Origin of the sequence: Nocardia sp. NPDC050630, assembly GCF_044457245.1 — a bacterium.
GTDB lineage: Bacteria > Actinomycetota > Actinomycetes > Mycobacteriales > Mycobacteriaceae > Nocardia.
The window spans coordinates 214,593-236,275 of the sequence record NZ_JBITGN010000001.1 but is presented as its reverse complement, the minus strand read 5'-3'; the positions used below and the strand labels follow the sequence as shown (position 1 = coordinate 236,275).

General features: G+C 65.6%; 20 protein-coding genes. 12 read left to right on the top strand and 8 right to left on the bottom strand.

Annotated features, from left to right (window positions below; genetic code table 11):
* Positions 1 to 176 precede the first annotated feature (176 nt).
* Together ACIBG0_RS00865 and ACIBG0_RS00860 are read right to left on the bottom strand one after the other, a co-directional pair.
* Positions 177 to 1,622 (bottom strand): amidase, encoded by a 1,446-nt coding sequence (locus ACIBG0_RS00865; protein ID WP_397028020.1) that lies wholly within the window; start codon positions 1,620 to 1,622, stop codon positions 177 to 179.
* A gap of 10 nt (positions 1,623 to 1,632) precedes the next feature.
* Positions 1,633 to 2,115 carry a hypothetical protein gene (locus ACIBG0_RS00860; protein WP_397028018.1) on the bottom strand — a complete coding sequence of 161 codons (483 nt, stop codon included), beginning with the start codon at positions 2,113 to 2,115 and terminating at the stop codon, positions 1,633 to 1,635.
* Positions 2,116 to 2,463: 348 nt separating this feature from the next.
* Between ACIBG0_RS00860 and ACIBG0_RS00855 the strand changes: the two genes are divergently transcribed.
* A complete protein-coding gene (locus ACIBG0_RS00855; protein ID WP_397028016.1) occupies positions 2,464 to 3,357 on the top strand; it encodes an acyl-CoA thioesterase in 894 nt (297 codons plus the stop codon).
* A gap of 15 nt (positions 3,358 to 3,372) precedes the next feature.
* The gene (locus tag ACIBG0_RS00850; RefSeq protein WP_397028015.1) at positions 3,373 to 3,756 is read left to right on the top strand and encodes a DUF427 domain-containing protein; all 384 of its coding nucleotides are present in this window, start codon (positions 3,373 to 3,375) and stop codon (positions 3,754 to 3,756) included.
* 151 nt (positions 3,757 to 3,907) lie between these two features.
* On the opposite strand, the gene ACIBG0_RS00845 is transcribed toward ACIBG0_RS00850, so the two are convergent.
* From ACIBG0_RS00845 to ACIBG0_RS00820, 6 genes are read right to left on the bottom strand one after another with little or no spacing between them, the layout of a single operon-like run.
* On the bottom strand, positions 3,908 to 5,461 hold the full coding sequence (locus ACIBG0_RS00845) for an MFS transporter (RefSeq protein ID WP_397028014.1): 1,554 nt from the start codon (positions 5,459 to 5,461) through the stop codon (positions 3,908 to 3,910).
* 8 nt (positions 5,462 to 5,469) lie between these two features.
* Positions 5,470 to 6,306: a mycofactocin-coupled SDR family oxidoreductase gene (locus ACIBG0_RS00840; protein ID WP_397028013.1), complete on the bottom strand. Its 837-nt coding sequence runs from the start codon at positions 6,304 to 6,306 to the stop codon at positions 5,470 to 5,472.
* A 5-nt stretch (positions 6,307 to 6,311) separates the two neighbouring features.
* Complete coding sequence (locus tag ACIBG0_RS00835) at positions 6,312 to 6,986, bottom strand: SRPBCC family protein (protein ID WP_397028011.1); 675 nt, start codon at positions 6,984 to 6,986, stop codon at positions 6,312 to 6,314.
* The gene (locus ACIBG0_RS00830) at positions 6,983 to 7,468 is read right to left on the bottom strand and encodes a (2Fe-2S)-binding protein (protein WP_397028009.1); all 486 of its coding nucleotides are present in this window, start codon (positions 7,466 to 7,468) and stop codon (positions 6,983 to 6,985) included. The genes ACIBG0_RS00835 and ACIBG0_RS00830 overlap by 4 nt, the downstream gene beginning before the upstream one ends.
* Positions 7,461 to 8,336 carry an FAD binding domain-containing protein gene (locus tag ACIBG0_RS00825; RefSeq protein ID WP_397028007.1) on the bottom strand — a complete coding sequence of 292 codons (876 nt, stop codon included), beginning with the start codon at positions 8,334 to 8,336 and terminating at the stop codon, positions 7,461 to 7,463. Before ACIBG0_RS00825 ends, ACIBG0_RS00830 begins: the two co-directional genes overlap by 8 nt.
* Entirely contained in the window at positions 8,333 to 10,705 is a 2,373-nt protein-coding gene (locus ACIBG0_RS00820; RefSeq protein ID WP_397028005.1) for a xanthine dehydrogenase family protein molybdopterin-binding subunit, read from the bottom strand. The genes ACIBG0_RS00825 and ACIBG0_RS00820 overlap by 4 nt, the downstream gene beginning before the upstream one ends.
* 633 nt (positions 10,706 to 11,338) lie before the next feature.
* Between ACIBG0_RS00820 and ACIBG0_RS00815 the strand changes: the two genes are divergently transcribed.
* The 10 genes from ACIBG0_RS00815 (at position 11,339) to ACIBG0_RS00770 (ending at position 21,682) form a co-directional block, all read left to right on the top strand.
* Positions 11,339 to 12,055 carry a TetR family transcriptional regulator gene (locus ACIBG0_RS00815; RefSeq protein ID WP_397028003.1) on the top strand — a complete coding sequence of 239 codons (717 nt, stop codon included), beginning with the start codon at positions 11,339 to 11,341 and terminating at the stop codon, positions 12,053 to 12,055.
* 358 nt (positions 12,056 to 12,413) lie between these two features.
* Positions 12,414 to 12,761 (top strand): 2Fe-2S iron-sulfur cluster-binding protein, encoded by a 348-nt coding sequence (locus tag ACIBG0_RS00810; protein ID WP_397030137.1) that lies wholly within the window; start codon positions 12,414 to 12,416, stop codon positions 12,759 to 12,761.
* A 22-nt stretch (positions 12,762 to 12,783) separates the two neighbouring features.
* Positions 12,784 to 14,079: a cytochrome P450 gene (locus ACIBG0_RS00805; protein ID WP_397028002.1), complete on the top strand. Its 1,296-nt coding sequence runs from the start codon at positions 12,784 to 12,786 to the stop codon at positions 14,077 to 14,079.
* A gap of 18 nt (positions 14,080 to 14,097) precedes the next feature.
* Positions 14,098 to 15,399: an MlaD family protein gene (locus ACIBG0_RS00800; RefSeq protein ID WP_397028000.1), complete on the top strand. Its 1,302-nt coding sequence runs from the start codon at positions 14,098 to 14,100 to the stop codon at positions 15,397 to 15,399.
* Complete coding sequence (locus ACIBG0_RS00795) at positions 15,396 to 16,433, top strand: MCE family protein (RefSeq protein ID WP_397027998.1); 1,038 nt, start codon at positions 15,396 to 15,398, stop codon at positions 16,431 to 16,433. Before ACIBG0_RS00800 ends, ACIBG0_RS00795 begins: the two co-directional genes overlap by 4 nt.
* 5 nt (positions 16,434 to 16,438) lie before the next feature.
* Positions 16,439 to 17,491 (top strand): MCE family protein, encoded by a 1,053-nt coding sequence (locus ACIBG0_RS00790; RefSeq protein ID WP_397027996.1) that lies wholly within the window; start codon positions 16,439 to 16,441, stop codon positions 17,489 to 17,491.
* Complete coding sequence (locus tag ACIBG0_RS00785) at positions 17,488 to 18,597, top strand: MCE family protein (protein WP_397027995.1); 1,110 nt, start codon at positions 17,488 to 17,490, stop codon at positions 18,595 to 18,597. Before ACIBG0_RS00790 ends, ACIBG0_RS00785 begins: the two co-directional genes overlap by 4 nt.
* Positions 18,594 to 19,706, top strand: coding sequence for an MCE family protein (locus tag ACIBG0_RS00780; RefSeq protein WP_397027993.1), 1,113 nt, complete (start codon positions 18,594 to 18,596; stop codon positions 19,704 to 19,706). The genes ACIBG0_RS00785 and ACIBG0_RS00780 overlap by 4 nt, the downstream gene beginning before the upstream one ends.
* A complete protein-coding gene (locus ACIBG0_RS00775; protein WP_397027991.1) occupies positions 19,703 to 20,998 on the top strand; it encodes an MlaD family protein in 1,296 nt (431 codons plus the stop codon). Before ACIBG0_RS00780 ends, ACIBG0_RS00775 begins: the two co-directional genes overlap by 4 nt.
* A 30-nt stretch (positions 20,999 to 21,028) precedes the next feature.
* Entirely contained in the window at positions 21,029 to 21,682 is a 654-nt protein-coding gene (locus ACIBG0_RS00770; RefSeq protein WP_397027989.1) for a hypothetical protein, read from the top strand.
* Position 21,683 lies beyond the last annotated feature (1 nt).

Below are 21,683 nucleotides of genomic sequence, written 5' to 3'. Positions count from 1 at the left end.
TGTGCCGGAATGGATCTGAGCGCGCTTCGGCTGAACTGCTGCGCCCGGCGGTGTTCGACAATGCTGTGGTATTGCCGTACCGGCCGCCGGACAGTGAGCGCTGCCGTACCGGCCGTCGAACTGTGAGCGCTGCCGTTACGCACTGGCGAACCGACCAGGATTCGACGGTGTGCGGCCTATTCCGGTGCCTCGAACCCACCGATTTCCTGCTCGAGCAGTTCGGCCAACCGCAGTGGGGTGCGGTCCTCGAACATCGGACCGATGAGTTGCACGCCCACCGGCAGGCCCTCGGGGGATCGGCCCGCCGGTATGGCGGTTGCAGGCAGTCCGGGCATGGTCGCCAGACCGGCCCAGACGGGCTGGTCGATGTACGGGTACTCGGCGCCGTCGATGTCGATCCGACGTTCCCCACGGTTGTGGTCGTGTGGGAACGCGGGAGTCGGGGTGATCGGAGACACCACGGCATCGAACTCGGCGAAGAGTTGCCGCCAGGCCTGGCGGTGCAGTTCGCGGCGGAGGTTCGCCTCGATCCAATCGCGGTGGCTCGAGACCACGCCGCGCAGCCGCGCAGCGTCGAGACCGTGGTCGTCGGTGCTCAGCCCAGCAGCACGGGTCACCAGCTGCTCGTATGCCTCGGCAGGAAAACGTGCGGCGAAGTTCGAAAACATCAAGTGCGCGTAGACCGTCGCGGCTTCGGTCAGATCGGGCAGTAGCGGACTGTGCGGTTCGACGCGGGCGCCGCCGTCGACGAGCGCGTCGGCGACTCGGTTCAGCGCGGCCCGCACCGCGGACCCGGTCGGAATGAGCGGATGGTCGTCGAGTACCAGGACACGGAAATCGGAGAGCCGCTCATGGCGCGCGGGCGGCAGCGTCAAGTCGTAGGCGACGCCGAGCGTCAGCGGGTCCGGCCCGGAGATCACCTCCAGCAGCAATGTGAGGTCGCGGGCAGTGCGCGCCATCGGACCGCAGACGCCGAGGTCGCCCTCGGACGGCAGCGCTGGTGCGGGCGGCGGGACCATACCGCGACTCGCGACCAGCCCGAATGACGGCTTATGCGCGTAGACGCCGCAGAAATGCGCCGGGTTGCGCAGTGAACCCGCGAGGTCGGAGCCGATGGACAGCGCGCCGAATCCCGATGCCAGCGCCGCCGCTGATCCGCCGGAGGATCCGCCCGACGTGCGACCGTGATCCCATGGGTTATTGGTGGTGCCGTAGATCTCGTTGAAGCTCTGCCAATCTTGCAGCATGAACGGCACATTCGTCTTGCCGAGAATCACCGCGCCCGCGGCCTTCAACCGCGCCACCGCCACCGCGTCCTCAGCGGGCAGATAGTTCGCAAACTGCGGCATCCCCCAGGTCGTGGGCAGCCCTGCCATGTTGTAGGACTCTTTGACCGTCACCGGAATACCGAGCAGCGGCCGGTCCTCGCCGTGAGCACGCGCCTGGTCAGCATCGCGCGCGGCGGCACGCGCCCGTTCGAAGTCCGGCACACAGATCGCATTGATCGGCTTGTCGTCCCGCTCGATCCGCGCGATCGCCTCCTCGGTCAATTCCGCCGAGGTCACTTCACCGGCACGCAACGCGGCCGCGAGCTGTTCGGCCGACCGAAAACTCCACTCCATTGAACCGACCCTACCGGCCCGGCGCATATCTGGTAGGCACCGAGGTGAGTGCTTTCGTTTGCGAATTGTGTAGTGATACTTCGTTTTCCGCAGACTGCTCAGGCGCCTCGTCGCTGCGCCGTGCGGATGGGAATAAAGTGTCCGATGCCATCGGCTTGGTCTTCCATCTGCCACGGGGCTCATCGATGCAGCGGTGCACGATCGCATCGGGCCGCTTGTAATGGAAGGGCACCTCGGAAACCAGCATGTCGAGTTCGCCGCTTGCCCGCATGCATGGCGCCTCGCTGGGACGCTTGGACACCGCCTCGCGCAGCGCTCCCTTGATGTTGTCGCTGATCGCCACATGGTTCGGCGACGGGGATTCACGGTGCAGGATCATGCCGTCACGGATTTCCACGGTCCGCGCTACGTCTTCGGGCATGTCCAGGTACATGGCCATATCGACAACCGGGATCGGTTTGCGTAGCCACGACCAGTCGACCGCCTTTCTCATGCCGCAAGCCTAGGTCACCGCTGGGTCCACAGATCCCGGCGTAGCCCGAGGCCGTGCCCGCTGTCGTTGGCGATACGAACCGCATCGTTTTCGTCATCCTAAGGGCGATCCCGACTAGCGAGAATGATATTCTCGAATTGAGAAGGAGAACTATCCATAGCTCTCGCCGTCGTTGCGTCCGGAACTACCTAGGCCACCGCGCCGCGGCGATCCGACGAAATACCGCTTGGACGTAGTACTCATCGTCGGCGCCTACGCAGTGGTGGCTATGGCATTGCCTTCGTTCGGCGTCGAGCCCGAAATCGAGCTGCTCCCATATCTTCCGAGCGGCCACAGAGTGAGAGCCATATGCTGAGCAGCGATATGCGGGCAGGCATCGCGGCACCTGCATGGACACAGGCGGAACTACAGCGCCTGATGGATGTCCAGCCGCGCGCCGTTGGCCGATACCTGGCCCCGGCCCACGGTCCGACGGCCCGCGATGTAGTCGAAGCCGGACAAATGCTCGGCGACGCGGTAGTGGCAGCGGCCAAACATGTGCCGCATCAGCGCGTTACCTCGGCATCGATGATCTTCTCGCGCGCGGCCGCGCATACAGCTCCGCTCGATATCGAGGTCGACGTGCTGCGGTCCGGGCGCACCTTCACCACCGCGCAGGTCACCATTCGCCAGCACGATGCGCCGCGCTGCGCGGGGATCGTGCTGCTCGATGCGGGTGCGCCCGACCTGATCCGCTCGGCGGCCCCGATGCCCCGGGTAGACCCGCCTGCCCGGCTGCGCCCACTCGCGATTCCGGGCGCCGCGGTGGACGGCCGCGATATGCGGGTAATCGACGACGCCTACGACCCGGATCCGAATCGGGTCGGCCCGCCGGAGTTGTTCGTCTGGACGCGATTCCGTGACGCACCGGAGCAGGACTATCTGCATGCCGCGCTGCTGACCCAGTCCAGTACCCATTGGACGGTGGCCGCCGCGCTGCGCCCGCACGCGGGTTTCGGTGAAGCGATGGCGCATCGGTCGATCTCGACCGGAATCACCATGGCCACCATCACCTTCCACGATGATGTCGACGTGACCCAGTGGCTGCTATACGCCACCCGCGTCACCTACGCCGGGCGTGGCCACGCCCAGAGCGAAGGCCGGGTTCATACCGGAGACGGGACCGTAGTCGCCTCATACAGCGTGCACGCGATGGTGCGCGGCCTCGAACCACGCGCTACGACCCCCGAAACCCTGCTCTGACCCACAGGAGACCTCGTGGAGCCATCGGGCTATATCGATCGGCCGGATTATCGTGTCGATATCCGGCGCATCCGTAATCTGGTGCGTGTCACCCACGGCGACCGGATAGTCGCCGAGTCGATCGCGAGTCTACTTGTCGCGGAACAGGATCACGGCATCGTGTGCTATCTGCCCGCATCCGATGTGCGCTTCGACCTGCTCGTCCCCCACGAGCAGACCTCGCGCTGTCCGTTCAAGGGCACGGCGCGGTACTGGCGTCCGGTCGGTGGTCCGGATCCGATCGCCTGGGAATACGCCGAGCCCTATCCGGAGGTCGCGATATTGAGCGGACACATCGGTTTCTATCAGGATCGAGTCCGCGTCGAGGTCGGCGTAGCGAGCCCTGCGGTCATCCGGTAAGTCCTTGGCCGTGGCTCATTCGCTCGATCGGGAGTGGGGCACGAGGCCGAGGTTCGGGGTCGGCGGCCGCTTTGCTGATGAGCGTCGAGGTCCGTACCGCGCTCCTGCGGCAGCTCGACTCACTCGGTCTGCCGCTGCAGCACAGTCGGGGCTAGTCGGGTTCGGCCGCCTGAGGAGAACTCGTGGTGGCGGTGGGTGGTGTTCGGCCACGGCGCCGCCCCGGAGCCAATAGGCCGATGGCAACTGCGGCGACCAAGGTCAGTGCGCCGAGGATCGCCGCTGCTTGGCGGACGCCGTGGACGAATGCGGCCTTGGCCGCGTCGGCGAGGGGTTGCGCTTGCGGGCCGAGATGCTCGGCCACGGCCAGTGCGCCGACGAGTGAGCCGGAGACCGGACCGCGTATCTGTTGCGGGAGCATCGGCAGGATCGTCGCGATCTGGTGGCCGTAGCCCGCCGCGAGAATGCTTCCGGCCAAGGCTATTCCGATCGAGGCGCCGACCTCGCGCGATACGTCGTTCACGGCTGCCGCGACGCCGTGTTGGTCGGCAGGTACACCCGCCGTGATCGCGGTCGTGGCAGGTGCCGCCGACAGGCTGATGCCCAGACTGACGATCAGCAGCGGCCAGACGACATCGAAATAGGTGCCATCGACCGACAAGCGGGCGACCGCCAGGAGCCCGATGCCCAGCAGTGCGAGGCCGCAGAAGATTTGCAGGCGCAAACCGAATCGTTCGGCGAGCCACGGCGAGATCGGCGAGATGGTCACGAACGGAATCATCATCGGCGCCATGGCCAGTGCCGAGATGAGCGGCCGGTAGCCGAGAATCAATTGCAGGAACTGCACGACGAGCATGAACATGCCGAACGAAACCAGGAATTGAATGGCGACGGAGGCGGTCCCGGTGCCGAATCGACGGTCGGCGAACAGCCGGACGTCGAGCAGCGGCGCCGCCGTCCGCAATTCGATCAGCGCGAATGCTCCTATCGATAGGATGCCGCCGACGGCGGCACCGATCACCAGCGGATGCGACCAGCCGAGCTGAGGCGTCTCGGTCGCCGCCGCCACGATCAGGCCGACGCCGATTGCCGAAGTCAGCGTGCCCCACGGGTCGAAACCGGGCGGTGCCGATGCGATGGATTCGGGGATGACGCATCCGGTGACGGCAAGCAGCGTGCTGGATGCGCTCATCGCCGCCATGATCGAAAGCCAGGTCCAGAACTGCAGCAGCACACCGGACACGAGGATTCCGCCCACCGCGCCCATACCCACGGAACCGGCCCACATCCCGACGGCGACGCCGCGCCTACTCTCCGGCAATCCGGCGGTGAGCAGCGACAGCGTCGACGGCATCACCAGCGCGGCGCCGACCCCGGCCGCCGAACGAGCCGCGATCAGCCATATCGGACCGTCCAACAGCAGCGGCACAGCGGAGAAGAGCGCGAACACCGCCAGACCGGTGAGCAGCATCCTGCGGCGTCCGTACCGGTCCCCTAATGCGCCGCCGGGCAATACCAGACAGGCCAGCGCGAGGGTGTAGCCATCGACGATCCAGGTCAGCTGCTGCTGGGTGGCGCCGGTGGCCGAGGCAATCTCGGGCAATGCGGTGTAGAGCGCGGCCATCGACGCGACGATAAGCGCCACAGCCGCACAGGACAGTATCAGCGCCCACCGCTGGATGACGGACAACCGTACGGTGGAGTCCATGGCCTGCCCTACTTCAGCATCATGCCGCCGTCGACCGGTAATGCCACCCCGGTGATATAACGGGCGTCCTCGGAAGCAAGGAACAGCACCGCGTTGCTGATATCTTCCGGCTCCACCCAGGCGATCGGCAGCACGTGGAACATCTGCGCGACCGGGATGAAGTCGTCGACGGTCGGATTCTCCAGATCCGGTCGGAACATGCGGAAGGTGGGCTCGTTCAGCAGCATCGGCGTCGCCACGTTCGTAGGGCAGATCGCGTTCACGCGAATGCTCTTGTCTCCCAACTCCATTGCCAGCGAGCGCATGATGCCGATGACACCGTGCTTGGCAGCGGCGTAGTGGCCGATATTCGGGACGGCGCGCAGGCCGCCGATCGAGCTGGTGAGCACGATCGACCCGCCGCGACCGCCCGCCACGATATGCGGCACCGAGACTCGGGTGGTCATCCAGACGCCGGTCATATTGACGTCGATCATGTCGCGCCAGGTCTGTTCGCTCATCTTGTCCATCGCATCGCCATCGCTGGCCAACCCGGCATTGGCCACCACGATGTCGAGGCGACCGAGTTGCGCGACGCCGTCGTCGACCACGGCCTGCATGGTCTCCAGATCGCGCACATCGGCCTCGACGGCGATGATGCGCCGGCCGGTCGCCTCGACCAGCGCGACCGTTTCGGCCAGGTCGTCCGGTGTCGACATCGGAATGGTGACACCGTCGAGCTGCTTACAGACATCGACGGCGATGATGTCGGCGCCTTCCTGCGCCAGTTTCACGGCATGGCTGCGACCTTGGCCGCGTGCGGCACCCGTGATGAAGGCGACCTTGCCCTCTACTCGTCCGGTCATCGGTATCACTCCCTGGATTCATAGCCGCCGGCCCGGTGCCGACGGCGCAGCAACAGCAGAACTGTCAGCAGCACGGCGGCGAGGGCGATCGCGCCGTAGCGAGCCGCACCGCTCATTCCGCTGGCGGCGAGCAGATCGATCGGTGCGGCGGACACACCAGGCTCGGCGACACCCCTCGATTCGGCACTGTGCTCGACTTGCCCATCAGCCGAAGCGGATTCGGGCTCGCTGGGTTTCCCCGCGGTGATCTCGGCCGCGAGATTGGTGGCGAACGTTGCGATGAGCGTGCCGGCGACCTCGGCGAGCGCGCCTCGGCCGAATTGGGCCGGTTTACCCGTGACGGCGAGGTCGGTATCGACGAAAACCTCTGTCACGCCTCCACTTTCGACGAGTCGGCAGGTGATCGTCGCCTTCGCGGTGCCGTTGCCGCGCGCCTCTCGCCCGCCGCCCTCGAGCACGGCGATCCCGGCCGCCTCGTCCTGCGCGGCGATCTTGATGGTGCCGCTATAGGACAGGGTGACCGGCCCGAGTTTGACCTTGATCTTGCCGCGGTAATCGTCGCCGTCGCGCCCGGTGATGGTGGCTCCGGGGACGCACGGGGCGATCCGCTCGAGGTCGAGCAGCACCCGCCAGGCTTGTACGGCGGGGGCTGGAATGCTGAAGGTGTTCTCGAACTTCATGCGGACTCCTTCGCGATCGATTCCGCGGCCGCACGAACGGCTTTCACAATCCCCTGATATCCCGTGCACCGACAGACATTGCCCGACAATGCCTCTCGGATCTCGTCATCGGATGGATCTGGACTTTCCTGCAGGAATGCGGTCACGCTGGTGATGAATCCCGGTGTACAGAAACCACATTGGAGTCCGTGACAGTCACGGAAAGCGGCCTGCACCGGGGACAGGCGGCCGTCCGGCGATGCGATCCCCTCCACGGTCGTCACCTCCGCACCGTCGGCCTGCACGGCCAGGACCAGGCAGCCACGCACCGCCTGCCCGTCCAGCAATACCGTGCACGCACCGCACACCCCGTGCTCGCAGCCCAGGTGGGTTCCGGTCAGCCCGCATATTTCGCGCAGGTAGTCGGCCAGCGTCAGCCGAGGTGGCACCCGATGGCGCCGGCCCCGCCCGTTGACCCGCACCTCGATATCGATCTCAGTCATCGCTCGCCTCCTCAACGGCGCGGCGCCAAGCGCGCGCCACCATCACCGCCCCGACCCGTTTGCGGTAGTCGGCCGTGCCGTGCAGATCGGACGCCACCGCGTCCAACGGTTCCGTTGCCGCATGACCGACCTCGTCGGGAGCGACTTCGGCGATGTTCCGGCCGATCAGTTCCGCCTCGAGGGCGGTGGCCCTGCTCGGGGTGGGTCCGAGTCCGAAAAGACCGATACCGCACCGGTCTATGTGGGAGTCGGCGTCGAGGCCGACGGCCACGACCGCGCCCGCCAACGCGAAATCGCCGCTGCGGCGGGCGAATTCCTCGATCGCGAAACCACACCGGCCGTGCCACGCCGGAAAGACGATCCCGGTCAGCAGTTCGTCGGCGGCCAGTTCGGTGCTCCACATGCCGGTGAAGAAGTCCGACGCGGACAAGGTGCGACGCCCACGCGGCGACTCCGCCTCGAAGTGCGCGTCGAGCACCAGCGCAACCGTCGGATATTCGGCCGCGGCATCGGCGTGCGCGATCGAGCCGCCTATCGTGCCGCGGTTACGGATCTGGGCATGACCGATCAGCGGGGTGGCCCGGGCCAGCAGCGGCACCGCTCGGTTGATCTCCGCGGACCGGCCGACCGTGGTGTGGGTGGTGCCCGCCCCAATCCACACCGATTCCCCGCGCGGCTCGATACCGCACAGTCGATCGATACGACGCACGTCGACCAGATGCTCGGGGACCGCCAACCGCAAGGCCAGCATCGGCACCAGACTCTGTCCACCGGCGATGAGCTTCGCATCGTCACCGAGTTCGGCGAGCAGCTCGACGGCCGCCATGGCGGAGACCGGCGCGTGATATTCGAACGGCGCGGGTTTCATGCCGACACCGTCCCGGTTACCTCGGCGCGCGCCCGGTCGACCAGTGCCACAATCGCCGCGGGCGACAGCGGCAGTGGGCCGACCTCCACACCGAACGGTGCCAGGGCATCGACCACGGCATTGATCACGGCGGGCGCGGACCCGATCGCGCCGCCCTCGCCGACCCCCTTGAAACCGCCCGGACCGGGACTCGGTGTCTCGACATGTCCGACCTCGATGACCGGCACCTCGGTCGCGGTTGGCAGCAGGTAGTCCATGAAGGTTGTGCTGATCGGATTCCCGCTGTCGTCATAGGCGAGGTGCTCGTACAGCGCGCCGCCGATGCCCTGGACCGTGCCGCCGAAGATCTGGCCCTCCACCACATCCGGGTTGATCATCGGCCCGCAGTCCTCGCTGACGATGTAGCGCAGCAATGTCACCGCACCCGTTTCTATGTCGACCTCGCAGGTGCACACATGGGTCGCATTGGCCCAGATCATCATGTGCGGCGTCCGGTATCGGCCGCTGGCCTCCAACCCCGCAGGCACTCCCGGCGGCAGGTCGTATCCGTTGAAATAGGCGATGTCGGCGATCTCGGCCAGCGTCATCACCGCATCGGGCACGCCGCGGACCCGCGCCTGTCCGCGCGTCAACTCCACATCCTCGATGGGCACGCCCAGTTTGTGCGCGGCGATCGCCACCATCCGCTCACGCAGTACGGCGGCCGTCTCCGCGATCGCGCCCGCCAGCATGGAACCCGACCGGCTGCCGCCGGTGCCGCCGCCGAACGGTGTCAGTGCGGTATCGCCTTGAATCGTGTGGACATCGGCGATGTCCACACCGAGCGCATCGGCGGTCAGCTGAACGACGGTGGTCTCCAGACTGTTTCCCGACGATCCGCCCGACACATATACATTGACCTTCCCGGAGGGTTCGATCCGAATGGTCGCGCCTTCGGTGCTGTGCAGCGGCGTACCGCCGGTGGTCGGTTCGAGGTAGGTACAGGTGCCGACGCCGAGATAGCGTCCATCGGCCCGGGCGCGCCGCTGCTGATCGCGGAAGGCGTCGTAGTCGAGCATGGCCAGTGCCTGCTCGAACGTCTCGGACGGCGACACATCGGAATACGGCATGCCATTGGGGTTGAACATCGGAAATTCGTCCTGGCGCAACATATTGCGTCGTCTCAGCGCCACCGGATCCATCTCCATCCGGCGCGCCGCGGTATCCAACAGCACCTCACGGGCCACCGACTCGAACTGCCAGGGACCGCGATAGGCGACACGCCCCACGGTGTTCGAATACATAAGCCGCACATCGAAAGTCGCGGCAGGCACCCGGTACGGACCCGGGAACAGCATGCCGACCGGGATGGCGGCTGTCAGCGGTGACGGCGTCGGATACGCGCCGACATTCTGCACGTAGTCGATGGCGGCGGCGAGAATGGTGCCGTCCGCATCGAAGGCCATGCCGACATCGCCGTGCTCGTGCCGGGCCATACCGCCCGCCATCAGGTTTTCCTGCCGATCCTCGATCCATTTCAGCGCCACCGGCAGCTTGCGGGCGGCCAGCACGATGCAGACGTCCTCCCGCAACGGCGCGGCCTTGAGCCCGAAGCCGCCGCCGGTATCGCGCATGATGACCCGCACCGAATGTTCGGCGATGCCCAGCAGTCGCGCGCAGAAGCCGCGGATCTCGTGCGGCACCTGGGTGGATGCCCAGACCGTCAGCTCCCCGCTGGGAGCCAACCATTGCGCGATCAAACCCCGCGTCTCTATCGGCACGGGCGCGTACGCCTGTTGAAAGATCCGCTGCCGCACCACATATGCGGCGGAATCGAAGATCGGGTCGAGCTCTGCCGCGGGACGACCGCTCAGCGCGCCGGCTAGGTTGCCCGGGCACTGCGCATGCACCAGTTCGGTGGTTTCGTGTGCCGTGCGGTAGTCGACGACCGGCTCGAGCGGTTCGTAATCGACGACCACCAACTCGACCGCATCCTCGGCCACATACCGATCGATGGCGACCACCAGGGCGACCGGATCACCGACGAACCGCACCTCGTCCTCGGCCAGCGGCGGCCGCGGCACCGGCGGCAGTCCGGGGGCGTCCAGCGAGTACGAGAACTCGTGCACTTCCGGATTCAGGTCGGCCGCCGTGAACACGGCATACACTCCGTCGAGCGCCGCGGCCCGCGCGGTATCGATGCCGACGATGCGACCACGCGGGATCGGACTTCGCACGAAGCAGGCGTGCAGCATGCCCGGCCGATGCACATCGTCGACGAAACTGCCCGCGCCGGTCACCAACCGGAGGTCTTCGACCCTGGGGACCCGGGTGCCGACGAATCCGGCCGGCGGCGCTTCGGTCACCTGACGAATCCCGATATCTGTCATCGGGCGGGCCTCCCATTCACTGTGCGGAGCGTTTCCGCCACCACTGGGTAAATGGTGTCGGAAACGCTCTCCCGGAAGAAATATGCACTACGGCAACGAAACTCTGACAACAGGTAAAAAGGGCATCGCGATCCGTTCGAATCACCGCGACCCGGCACCCTCTCGGAGCCGCTCATCGCTGCTGATGAATTGTCTAGCACCGCATCTATAACGGTGTCAAGAGTGCAATATGTGTTGACTGAAAATTACGATCTCTTATCGGACACTTATGATTCTTTCACCTGCACCTGCCGTCGCGCAATGTCGCCGAGAGGGTCGAACACGCGGGAACTGACCGCGTCATTACTGCGCTGGCATGCGACCGATACGCACTACGCGATCGCGACCGTCGTCGGGGGGACCGGAAGCGCTTCCCGACCGGGCCTCACCGACACCGAGCTGGCTCGCCTACCGGCCTGTGAGCGGTCGGGCCGCGGCCGCGGCCGCCGTCACCATCGGAGCCGAAATCGCCGCGGTCCGTCGCGGCGGATCGACCCGACCGCTGCGGGTCACCGATCGGCCGATCCATCCCGCCGAAAACGTTCCATCGCGACAGTAACACGGTTACTATGATAACCGTGTTACAGTTCTCGGGTGAGTCGGACAGCAGTACGGATTCCGTCGAAGAAGATCATCAAAACCGTGCTCGCACTGCTGCAGACCGACGGCTACGACGCCGTTCAACTGCGCGAGGTGGCGCGGCGCGCCCACGTATCCCTCGCGACCGTGTACAAGCTGTTTCCCACCCGAGACGCGTTGATCATCGCCGCGGTCCACGAGTGGATGGCCACCAACACCTATCCCGATATCGCACCGCCCACCCCCGAGGAATCGATCGCCGACGGGGTGATTCGCGTGCTGCGACATGTGTTCGAGCCGTGGGAGCGCAATCCAACGATGCTCGAGGCGTTCCACCGGGCCCACTCGGCTCCGGGCGGGGCGCGTCTGAGCGTCGACGGGTTCGCCGCGGTCCTGCCGGTAGCCGGACAGATCCTCGACGGTGCCGATCCCGAGTACCTCGAGGACATCGGACTGATACTGACCAACGTGATCTACGCCCTGATCGCGCGGGTCGCCGACAAGACCCTCGACATCGACGAGATCCTGCCGATACTCGAGCGCACCGTGCGGCGCCTCACCGCGGACAACACGGACCAGGACCGGGCCGTTCGCGAGCGGCGCAGCGGCACCGACCAGCGGCAGCCATTGGTACTGGATCCATCGATCACCGCACCTTTCGTACGAGAACGACCCCGGGACGCCGACGCGTCGGCGCAGGACGACGCCGCACATCGACCGAACGCGGGCTAGCAGGTCCCGAGCACGGCCTCACCGTCGGCCGGGTCACCGCGACACCGCAGGCAGGCCACAACGGGGGGTGGTATTTCTGATCGGCGATCCGGTCGTTCAACAGAAATAGAATTAGTTATACGGGTGACCGAAATTTTCGGTTCCCTAATTCGAGGCACCCTCCGATTATCATGCGGTGAAGGTGCATTCCAGCGCGCCGAAAAAAGGAATCGATAGCCGAGAAAATATTCGCTCGCACCCTATTGACCCAACCTTCGACTACGCGCACAATCATCGGCGTAGCAAATCGGATAGGAAAGTCGGATTCGATTTCGAGCAGCTTTCTCCGCATGCGCTGCCCCTTAATCCCACGAAAGTGATTTCGCGATCGATGTTGATCCCGCACACTCCCGCACCCGCCGAACCAGAGCTACCTCACAATGCGGCGGTGGCCAATGGAATTGTGACAATTCATTTGGACGGTGCCACGACGTCACAGCCCCGCCGAGCCGGCGAGACCGTACTCGAAACCGCACGCCGGGCCGGGCTGACACCACCGTCTTCCTGCGAGGCGGGCAACTGCGGAACCTGCATGGCCACCCTCGTCGATGGGCGGGTCGTGATGAAGGTGAACGACGCGCTGACCGACGACGACGTCGCGGCCGGCTACATCCTCACCTGCCAGGCCATTCCCCAGACCACCCTGATCACTGTGGAATACCCATGACCTCCCGACCCAGGAGCCGACGATGACCGATTTCGACACCATCGACTACTTCACCGATCCGGCACTCGTGCCCGATCCCTATCCGTATTACGACCATCTACGCGCCAAGTGCCCGGTCACCCGGGAGCCGCACTACAACGTCCTAGCGGTGACCGGATACGAGGAGGTCTCCGAGGTACTGCGGGACGCCGACACGTTCTCCTCGTGCATCGCGGTGGGCGGCCCGTTCCCGCCACTGCCGTTCCAGCCCGAAGGCGAAGACATCAGCGCGCAGATCGAGCAGCATCGCACCCAGCTGCCCATGTATGAGCACATGGTCACGATGGATCCGCCGCAGCACACCTATGCCAGGTCGGTGCTGAACCGACTGCTGACACCGGCGCGGCTGAAGGAGAACGAGGAGTTCATGTGGCGGTTGGCCGACCGCCAGCTCGACGAATTCCTGGCCAACGGCTGCTCCGAATTCGTCGCCGAGTACGCGAAACCATTCTCGCTCTTGGTGATCGCCGATCTGCTCGGTGTTCCGGAGCAGGACCACCAGGAGTTCCGGACCGTGCTCGGCGCCGACCGACCCGGCAGTCAGGTCGGTTCGCTGGACAAGGTAGCGGTCGGCATCAATCCCTTGGAGTGGCTCGACGAGAAGTTCAGTGCCTACATCAGCGATCGGCGGCGCGAGCCGCGCGATGATGTGCTGACCTCGCTGGCGCTGGCGAAATATCCGGATGGGTCGACCCCCGAGGTCCTCGATGTGGTCCGTTCGGCGACCTTCGTTTTCGCCGCGGGTCAGGAGACGACCGCCAAGCTGCTCGCCGCCGCGGTCCGCGTGCTCGGTGACGATCCGGAGCTGCAGCGGACGCTGCGTGCCGATCGCAGCCGCATCCCGGTCTTCATCGAGGAGACACTGCGCATGCACGCACCCGTCAAGAGCGGCTTCCGGCTCGCCCGCCGGTCCACCGAGGTCGGTGGGGTCGACGTACCGGCCGGATCCACGCTCATGGTCTGCCCCGGTGCGGCCAACCGCGACCCGAACCGGTTCGAGAACCCGCACGAGTTCCGCCTGGATCGCGCGAACTTCCGCGAGCACTTGGCTTTCGGACGCGGTGTGCACTCCTGCCCGGGAGGTCCGCTGGCACGGGTGGAGGGTCGGGTATCGCTGGAACGAATTCTCGATCGGATGCTGGACATCACGATCGATGCGGATGAGCACGGTCCCGCGGACGACCGCCGCTACCGCTATGAGCCGACCTACATCCTGCGCGGGCTCACCGATCTGCACATCCGATTCACGCCACGAGACGCGTCCGCCCCGCGAGAGTGAGTGGATTTCGTGTCGATCATGTTCGAGCCAGACGGCCGAGGACCCTCCTCGGTTCGCCTGCTGTTGACCGGTGTCTGTTGCGTCGTCGTTATCGCGGCAGCCGCCACCCTGATGGTCGCGAATTCCCGGGGGGCACTGCGCAAGTCCGTGCCGGTGACGGCAGTCATGGCGAATGTCGGCGACGGGCTGCCCGCCAAGTCGGACGTGAAATTCCAAGGCGTTCGCGTCGGGTTGGTCACGGCGGTGACGCCCGCCGCCGATAGCGGAATGAACGATGTCCGTATCGAGCTGAATCCCCACCTCGCGCAGACGATTCCGGCCACGGTGACCGCGCGGGTGGTGCCGAGCAACGTATTCGCGGTGCCCTCGGTACAACTCGTCTACAACGGTGCGGCACCGGCGCTGACTTCGGGAGCCCGCATCAGCCAAGATCACAGCCTGGCGACCGTGCGCCTGCAGACCTCGCTCGATCAGCTGCGGCGGATCATCGCCGCGGTCGGTCGGGACGAAACCGATAACGCGGTGGGCATGTTGGCGATCCTCGCCGAAGCCACCAATGGGCGCGGCGCAGGCATCGAGAATGCGGCGGCACGGCTGCGCGATATCGTCGTCGAACTCGACAAGGTCGTCGCGGTGCAGGCGGCGCCGTCCACGCTCGATTCGCTCTCGGCGGCGATGCGTGAACTCCAGTCGGCGGCACCGGATCTGCTCGACGCCCTGCATCAGGCGATACTGCCGCTGCAGACGCTCGCACAGCAGCGCGCGAAACTCACCGCGCTGCTGTCCGGCGGCCTGCACACGCTCGGCACCGTCGGCACCGGACTCGACAACAACACCGACAAGATCATCGAAATCACCACGCATATGTCACCGGCCCTCGGCGCATTCGGTGACGGTGCGAGCAAGTTTCCGCAGATCAGTGTTTCACTGACGCGAACGATCACCCGTTTCAACGGGTTGTGGAATCCGCAGACACAACGGCTTACCCCGCGCGTCATAGTGCAGCTCACACCGAACCGGCAGTACACCGCGGCGGACTGCCCCCGATACGGCGAGCTGGCCGGTCCCAACTGCGCGAGCGGTCCGGCGACACCCGCCCCGGCCGAGGGTTTGCCGCCCGGCTTGGATCCGCGCCGCTTCCAACCGCCGGCCTCGCTGCTCGATAGCGATATCGGGCCGGTCGGCAGTCCCGCCGAACAGGAGCAGATCGCGGACATCCTCGGCGGAAACCCCAATGCCGCCGCGGACATTATGTTCGGTCCGCTGGCCCGCGGTGCGAATGTCTCGATCACGCCGGACCCGAGCGGAGGCACCCGATGAGCTATCGCGGATCACTGCTCGTGCTGATCGCCTTCCTGATCAGTTCGGCACTGCTCAGCTGGTCGGTCGCGATCACCCTCGAGCGCGGCATCGGCGGCGAGACCACCGAGTACTCCGCGCTGTTCACCAACGTCTCCGGCCTGCGTGTCGGCGATGATGTCCGGATGGCCGGGGTACGGGTCGGCCGGGTCGAATCGGTCGAGTTGGCGGGCACGCTCGCGCGGGTCGGTTTCCGGATCCACAGCGATCAGGCGCTCACCGGGAAGACCACCGTATCGGTGACGTATCAGAACCTGATCGGTCAGCGCTATCTCGGTGTGGCCATGGGCAACCACGGCGACCCGACCGTACTGGAACCCGGTGCCGAGATTCCGATCGACCACACCGAGCCGTCGTTCGATATCTCCAAGCTGCTCAACGGTTTCGAGCCGCTGTTCGGCACACTGGACCGGACCGCGGTCGACAACATCACAGCCGCCCTGATCAAGGCTTTGCAGGGCGACAACGGCTCGATCACCACGCTGATCGCGGAGACGACCCGGTTGGCCGAATCGTTCGCCGGGCCGGACGAGGTGCTCGGACAGGTCATCTCGAATCTCGCCACCATCGTCGGCAATCTGGCCCAGCAGAGCGGAAATCTGACCACGGTGATCGACCAGACACGAGCCGTCTTCGAGGGCCTGCAACAACAGCAGCGAGCACTATTCGATTCCGTGGACCAGATCGCGAAGGTGGTCGGCCGAGCGTCGGAGATCGTAGCTGCCGACCAGCCCACCCTGGTCGAATTCCTGACTCGGGAACCCGGATTCACGCAGCACTTCCTGGACAACAAGGGCAAGTTCGAATACCTCGGCTACAACCTGCCCCTGGTGCTCAAAGGGCTGGCCCGCATCACGCAGGAAGGCGGCTACGTCGACGCCTACATCTGCGATGTGACCGTGTCGCTCGTGCCGGGCCTGACACCGCTGATTCCGCAAATAGTCGACGCGGTATCCCCCGGCGGGGTTGCCCAACACACCTCCAAGTGCAGGTGAGGCGCATGCGCATACCGTGGAAGCACAACGGTCGCACCCGAATCGGGCGTCGGCAACTCGAAGAACTCAGCAGGCCCTGGCTCGGATTCGCGGCGATCGCGCTGCTGGTAGTCGCGGTCGCCGCCGCACTGGTGGTCAATTCGCTCGATATCGGTGAGCGACGTCTGGAGGCGGATTTCGCACAGGCCGCGCAGCTCGGTGCCGGCGATCAGGTGACGGTGGCGGGCGTGCCGGTCGGCCATGTGGTCGGCCTGCGGTTGGCCGGTGAACATGTGACGGTCACGCTGAGCATCGCCGACAATGTCGCGCTCGGCCCCGCCACGACCGCGTCGATCAAACTCACCACCTTGCTGGGCAATCGGTATGTGGAACTCGCGCCGGCCGGTTCCGGTGCGCTGCCGAATGGCCGAATCCCCTTGGCGCAGACCAATGTTCCCTACGATCTGCAGTCGGCACTGACCGACGCCACGACCACCTTCACTCAGGTCGATGCCGATAAGGTCGGCCAGGCGCTCACCGAACTGTCCACCCAGCTACAGGGGCTGCCACAGCTGATCCCGTCGGTGATGCAGAACGTCACCATCCTGTCGGGTGTGATCGCGGAACGACGCGGGCAGATCGCCACATTGCTGACCAGCACGAGCCAACTCACCACCGTCATCGAGAATCAACGGGCCGGCCTGGGCGTGCTGTTCGACCAGGGCCGCGACCTGCTGCGGGAGGTCGCGGCCAAGCGGCAGGCCATTGCCGCCCTCATCGCAGCCACCAGCAATGTGGTGCGGACACTGCAACCGATCGTCGTGGACGACCAGCCCGCGATTCAATCCCTGCTCGACAACCTCGGCCAGCTGGTTCAGATGCTCAGCCGGCACGACGACCTGCTGCGCAACATATTGCAGATCCTGCCGGTGCCCTGGCGCAGCTGGGCGGACCTGGCCGGCTCCGGGCCGGAACTGGAGGCCAACGCGTCCTCGGGAGCGTTCATCGACTCCTTCATGTGTGCGCTGGTCGGCCGCGCGAAGATCCAGCTGCCCCCCTATTCGGAGGACTGTCGATGAGATCGTTACCCCGTCCCGTGAAGCTGGTTCTGGTACTGGCGGCCACCGCGCTGATCGCCGGCGCAGCCGGCGCTCCGCTGTCCCGGCTGAACGAAACCATCACCGTGACAGCGCATTTCGACAGCGCCGCCGGTGTCTTCGTCGGTAATCCGGTGGATGTGCTCGGCATGCGGATCGGTAAGGTCGACCGCGTCGAGCAACGTGGCGCGCATGTCGAAGTGACGATGCGGGTGGACGCCTCGGTGCGGATTCCCGCCGATGTCACGGCGGTGACCGTCTCGGATTCGGTGCTGACCGACCGTCACATCGAGCTCACCCCGGTCTACCGCGGCGGACCGACCCTGGCTGCCGGGGCGACGCTTGGTACCGATCACACGAAGACGCCGGTCGAGTTCGACAGTCTGCTGGCCATGGCGGAGAAGCTGTCCACGTCACTGCAGGGCGACGGGCAGGGGCACGGCCCGATTGCCGACGCGGTCGGTGTCGGCGCGGCGGTGGCAACGGATAACGGCGATGAGATCAAGGCCGCGCTGGACCAGCTGTCCCGAGCGCTGCGCATGGGCGACGATCATGGCGCCGCCACCAAGAACGCGATAACCACTCTGGTGCGCAATCTGGACTCGCTGTCCGCCGCGGCCGCGCGCAACGACCAGACGATCCGCGAGTTCGGCAGCGGGGTCCGCCAGCTGAGTGAGCTGCTCGCCGAACAAAATCTCGGCACCGGCGACACCGGCGCGAAGTTGAACGAAATACTCACCGGGACAACCGATCTCATGCAGCGCAATCGTGGCGCCCTGTCGAATACGGCGAGCGGTGCGAACGTCATCTTCCAGAGTCTGTCGGATTACAACCGCAACATCGCGGAATTCATGGATCTGTTCCCGTTGGTCGTAGACAACGCCTATGCCGTGATCGACCAGAACGTGGGCGCCGGTCGGGTGCACGTGAATGTGGACAAGATCGTGCTGGACGGGCAGATGGTGAAGCAGGTGTGCAATCTGCTCGACTTGAAACAGCTCGGCTGCAACACCGGGAAATTGTCCGATATGGGGCCGGACTTCGGCATCGTGGCCATGCTGGCCGGAATCGCGGGTTTGCCGAAATGATTACCAGAAAAGCAACTTTCACCAGCGCCGCCGTCGTGCTGCTGGGCGCGGTACCGGCGAGCGCTTGTTCGATGGGGCTGGATCGGATGCCGCTGCCCGCGCCGTCGGTCGGATCGCACACGTTCACGCTGACGGCCACCTTCGCCAACGCGCTCAACCTCCCGACCAAGGCCAAGGTGAAGGTCGACGGCGCCGATGTCGGTGAGGTCGAGTCCATGACGGCACGCGATTACACCGCCGTGGTCACCCTGCGGATCCGATCCGAGGTGCTGCTACCGACGGGCACGACCGCCGAATTGCGGTCGGCCACACCGCTCGGCGATGTATTCGTCGCACTCGATCCGCCACCGAATCCGGCTCCCGGTGCCGCGGTGCTGCACGATAAGGACAGCATTGCGCAATCGTCGACCTCGGCGGCGGCGACCATCGAGGAAGTACTCGCCCGGGCGGCATTGCTGGTCAACGGTGGTGTGATCCGAGATCTGACGAAGGTGATCAACGGTCTCGGCGCCGAATTCGGTGGGCGGGGCGACCGCATGGGTGAGCTGATCGCCCAAACGACCACATTGGTCCGGACGCTCTCGGCACGATCGGACCAGATCCGGGCGGTAGTGCAGGACACCGCAACGCTGACCGCCACCGTGGCCGCGCAACAGTCGGTGGTGAACGATGTGCTGGCCGCCGCGAGCCCGGCCCTGGATGTTGTGGCCGCCAGTACCCGGGACATCGTGGATCTCGCAGCCCAGTTGAATCGGATCGCCGGCCAGCTCGCGAAGTTTCCGTCGATCAACGGAACCGGAAAGCGCAGCCTGGTTACCGACCTCAACAATCTCGCCGCCGGACTCAACACCGCCGCGATAGACCCCAACGCCAACCTGGCCCCGCTGAACCACACCATAGCCATCGTCAGTGGCAAGATAGCCAACGCCGCAGCCGCCACCGCCGACGCCGATATCTATCAGATAGTGCTCGGAGCGGCACCCGACCCGAACTTCCCGGGTAATCCGGAAGCCCGGGTGCCGAGCCAGACCGACTGGGAGAACTTCGCCGGTTCGCTGGCGTACTCGTTGGGCCGGTTGTACGGCCGAGTGATCGGACCGGGACGATGAACCGCCCGGACCCGAATCGGGCCTACGGCGTCCGGCTGGAGTCGGCGGCGGGCGCGGTCCTCGCAGTTACCGACCGGTTGGTCCGTCATCGACTCATCGTCTCGTTGGTTGCCCTGGTGGCCACGCTGATAGCGGGAGCGACGTATGTCCTGTTCGGATCGCTCGAGCTGAACCCGTTTGCGTCGACCTACCAGATCCGGGTCCACCTAGCGCAATCCGGTGGTCTGCTGCCCGACCGGGACGTCACGGTGCGCGGTGTCCGCGTCGGCCGAGTGTCTTCGGTCGACATCGTCGACGGTGAAGTGGTCGCGGTCGCGTCGATCGAGGCAGGCACCAGGATCCCGACCGACAGTGCGATCCGGGTGGCCGGATTGTCGATGGCCGGTGAGCAATACCTGGATTTCGTTCCGACCAACTCCGGTGGCCCCTATCTAGCCGCCGGCGCGGTCATCGGCAAGGACCGGACGGCAGTGCCGGTGCAGCTGGCACAGTTGCTCGGCGACCTCAACGGCACCATCGCACAACTCGATCCCGACAAACTGCAGGCGATCGTGCACGAGTTGGGCGCGAGTTCGGCGGCGGCGGAGAAGCTGGCGGCGATCATCGATGGTGGCACCTTCCTGATCACCACACTCGGTACGGTACTTCCGCAGACTGTCAGTCTCCTGCGCACCAGCGAGGTGGTGCTCGGCACCGCACGCGAGCTCGGACCGGCTCTGGCGGCTACCGCGGCCGATCTCGAACGCACTGCCGCTGGCATGAATTCGATGACGGGCGGGTTCGACACCCTGCTCGACGTCGGGCCGGAGGCGCTGCGGACCATGGACCAGATCATCGCCGACAACTCCCCGACCATGGTCCAACTGCTCGGCAATCTCGCGACCGTGGCCCAGATGTCATACGTGCACGTACCGGCCATCAACAATCTATTCTTCCCCACGCAGCGGGCCGGCTCTACCGCAGACGCTTTGGGCACCGCATTCCACGACGGCACGCTCTGGGCGATCGCCAGCATCTATCCACGAAAGCAGTGCGATTACGACCTGCCGCGCCTGCCGGTCACCGTCGCGAACCATCCCGAACCCTACTTGTACGCCTACTGCACCGACCCTGATCCGACGCTCGTACCGCGCGGAGCCCGCAATGCGCCACGGCCCCCGGGCGACGACACCGCGCACCCCCCGCCCGGAGTCGATCCGCTGGCGACCGCCGATCCGACACCGCGCGGGCCGCTGTCGATCCCGACACCGTACGGCGGTGCATACGTTCCGGCATATGTACCGCCGAAGTAGCAAACCAACAACGAAGGCCAGGAGGTTTCGATGAAGAAATCAGTGCTGGAGACCGAAAATGCCACCGAGACAATCGATTCGGGCTCGGACACCGCCGACCCATCCGTGCCCGAGAAAGAAACAGCCACCGAGACAAGCGATTCGGACCAGGTGGCCGAGGACGCGGACGTGGGCGCGGACGCCACATCACCCTTCTGGCGGCGTCGTTGGGTGCCGCGCGCGGTGGTCGGCGCGACCGCCTTCGTCGCGGTATCGGCATCGGTGCTTGCCTGCGTGCTCGGCTGGAAACTGCACGACCGCGGCCAGGTCGATACCGCGGCCCGGCAGGCCGCGAGCACCGCGCAGACCTACGCGGTCACGCTGACGAGCATCGATTCGCAGAATATCGACCAGAATTTCGCCGCTGTCATCAATGGCGCGACCGGCGAATTCAAAGACACATACACCCAATCCAGTAACCAATTGAAGACACTGCTGGTCGAGCACAAGGCCCTCAGCAAGGGGCGCATCGTGGACTCCAGCATCAAGTCGGCGACCAAGGATCGCGTCCAGGTAATGCTGTTCATCGATCAAGAGGTCACCAACTCGGTGAGCCCAGATCCACGGATCGATCGCAGCCGCATGATCATGACCATGGAGCGGGTGGGCGAGCGCTGGCTGGCAAGCAAAGTGGATCTGGTGTGAT

What these genes read in the sequence shown, in the direction of transcription:
- ACIBG0_RS00820 (WP_397028005.1), bottom strand. Translation starts at nt 10,705, where the DNA reads ATGACAGATATCGGGATTCGTCAGGTGACCGAAGCGCCGCCGGCCGGA.
- ACIBG0_RS00795 (WP_397027998.1), top strand. Translation starts at nt 15,396, where the DNA reads ATGAGCTATCGCGGATCACTGCTCGTGCTGATCGCCTTCCTGATCAGT.
- ACIBG0_RS00845 (WP_397028014.1), bottom strand. Translation starts at nt 5,461, where the DNA reads ATGGACTCCACCGTACGGTTGTCCGTCATCCAGCGGTGGGCGCTGATA.
- ACIBG0_RS00840 (WP_397028013.1), bottom strand. Translation starts at nt 6,306, where the DNA reads ATGACCGGACGAGTAGAGGGCAAGGTCGCCTTCATCACGGGTGCCGCA.
- ACIBG0_RS00805 (WP_397028002.1), top strand. Translation starts at nt 12,784, where the DNA reads ATGACCGATTTCGACACCATCGACTACTTCACCGATCCGGCACTCGTG.
- ACIBG0_RS00775 (WP_397027991.1), top strand. Translation starts at nt 19,703, where the DNA reads ATGAACCGCCCGGACCCGAATCGGGCCTACGGCGTCCGGCTGGAGTCG.
- ACIBG0_RS00825 (WP_397028007.1), bottom strand. Translation starts at nt 8,336, where the DNA reads ATGAAACCCGCGCCGTTCGAATATCACGCGCCGGTCTCCGCCATGGCG.
- ACIBG0_RS00860 (WP_397028018.1), bottom strand. Translation starts at nt 2,115, where the DNA reads ATGAGAAAGGCGGTCGACTGGTCGTGGCTACGCAAACCGATCCCGGTT.
- ACIBG0_RS00780 (WP_397027993.1), top strand. Translation starts at nt 18,594, where the DNA reads ATGATTACCAGAAAAGCAACTTTCACCAGCGCCGCCGTCGTGCTGCTG.
- ACIBG0_RS00785 (WP_397027995.1), top strand. Translation starts at nt 17,488, where the DNA reads ATGAGATCGTTACCCCGTCCCGTGAAGCTGGTTCTGGTACTGGCGGCC.
- ACIBG0_RS00855 (WP_397028016.1), top strand. Translation starts at nt 2,464, where the DNA reads ATGCTGAGCAGCGATATGCGGGCAGGCATCGCGGCACCTGCATGGACA.
- ACIBG0_RS00830 (WP_397028009.1), bottom strand. Translation starts at nt 7,468, where the DNA reads ATGACTGAGATCGATATCGAGGTGCGGGTCAACGGGCGGGGCCGGCGC.
- ACIBG0_RS00865 (WP_397028020.1), bottom strand. Translation starts at nt 1,622, where the DNA reads ATGGAGTGGAGTTTTCGGTCGGCCGAACAGCTCGCGGCCGCGTTGCGT.
- ACIBG0_RS00770 (WP_397027989.1), top strand. Translation starts at nt 21,029, where the DNA reads ATGAAGAAATCAGTGCTGGAGACCGAAAATGCCACCGAGACAATCGAT.
- ACIBG0_RS00835 (WP_397028011.1), bottom strand. Translation starts at nt 6,986, where the DNA reads ATGAAGTTCGAGAACACCTTCAGCATTCCAGCCCCCGCCGTACAAGCC.
- ACIBG0_RS00800 (WP_397028000.1), top strand. Translation starts at nt 14,098, where the DNA reads ATGTTCGAGCCAGACGGCCGAGGACCCTCCTCGGTTCGCCTGCTGTTG.
- ACIBG0_RS00790 (WP_397027996.1), top strand. Translation starts at nt 16,439, where the DNA reads ATGCGCATACCGTGGAAGCACAACGGTCGCACCCGAATCGGGCGTCGG.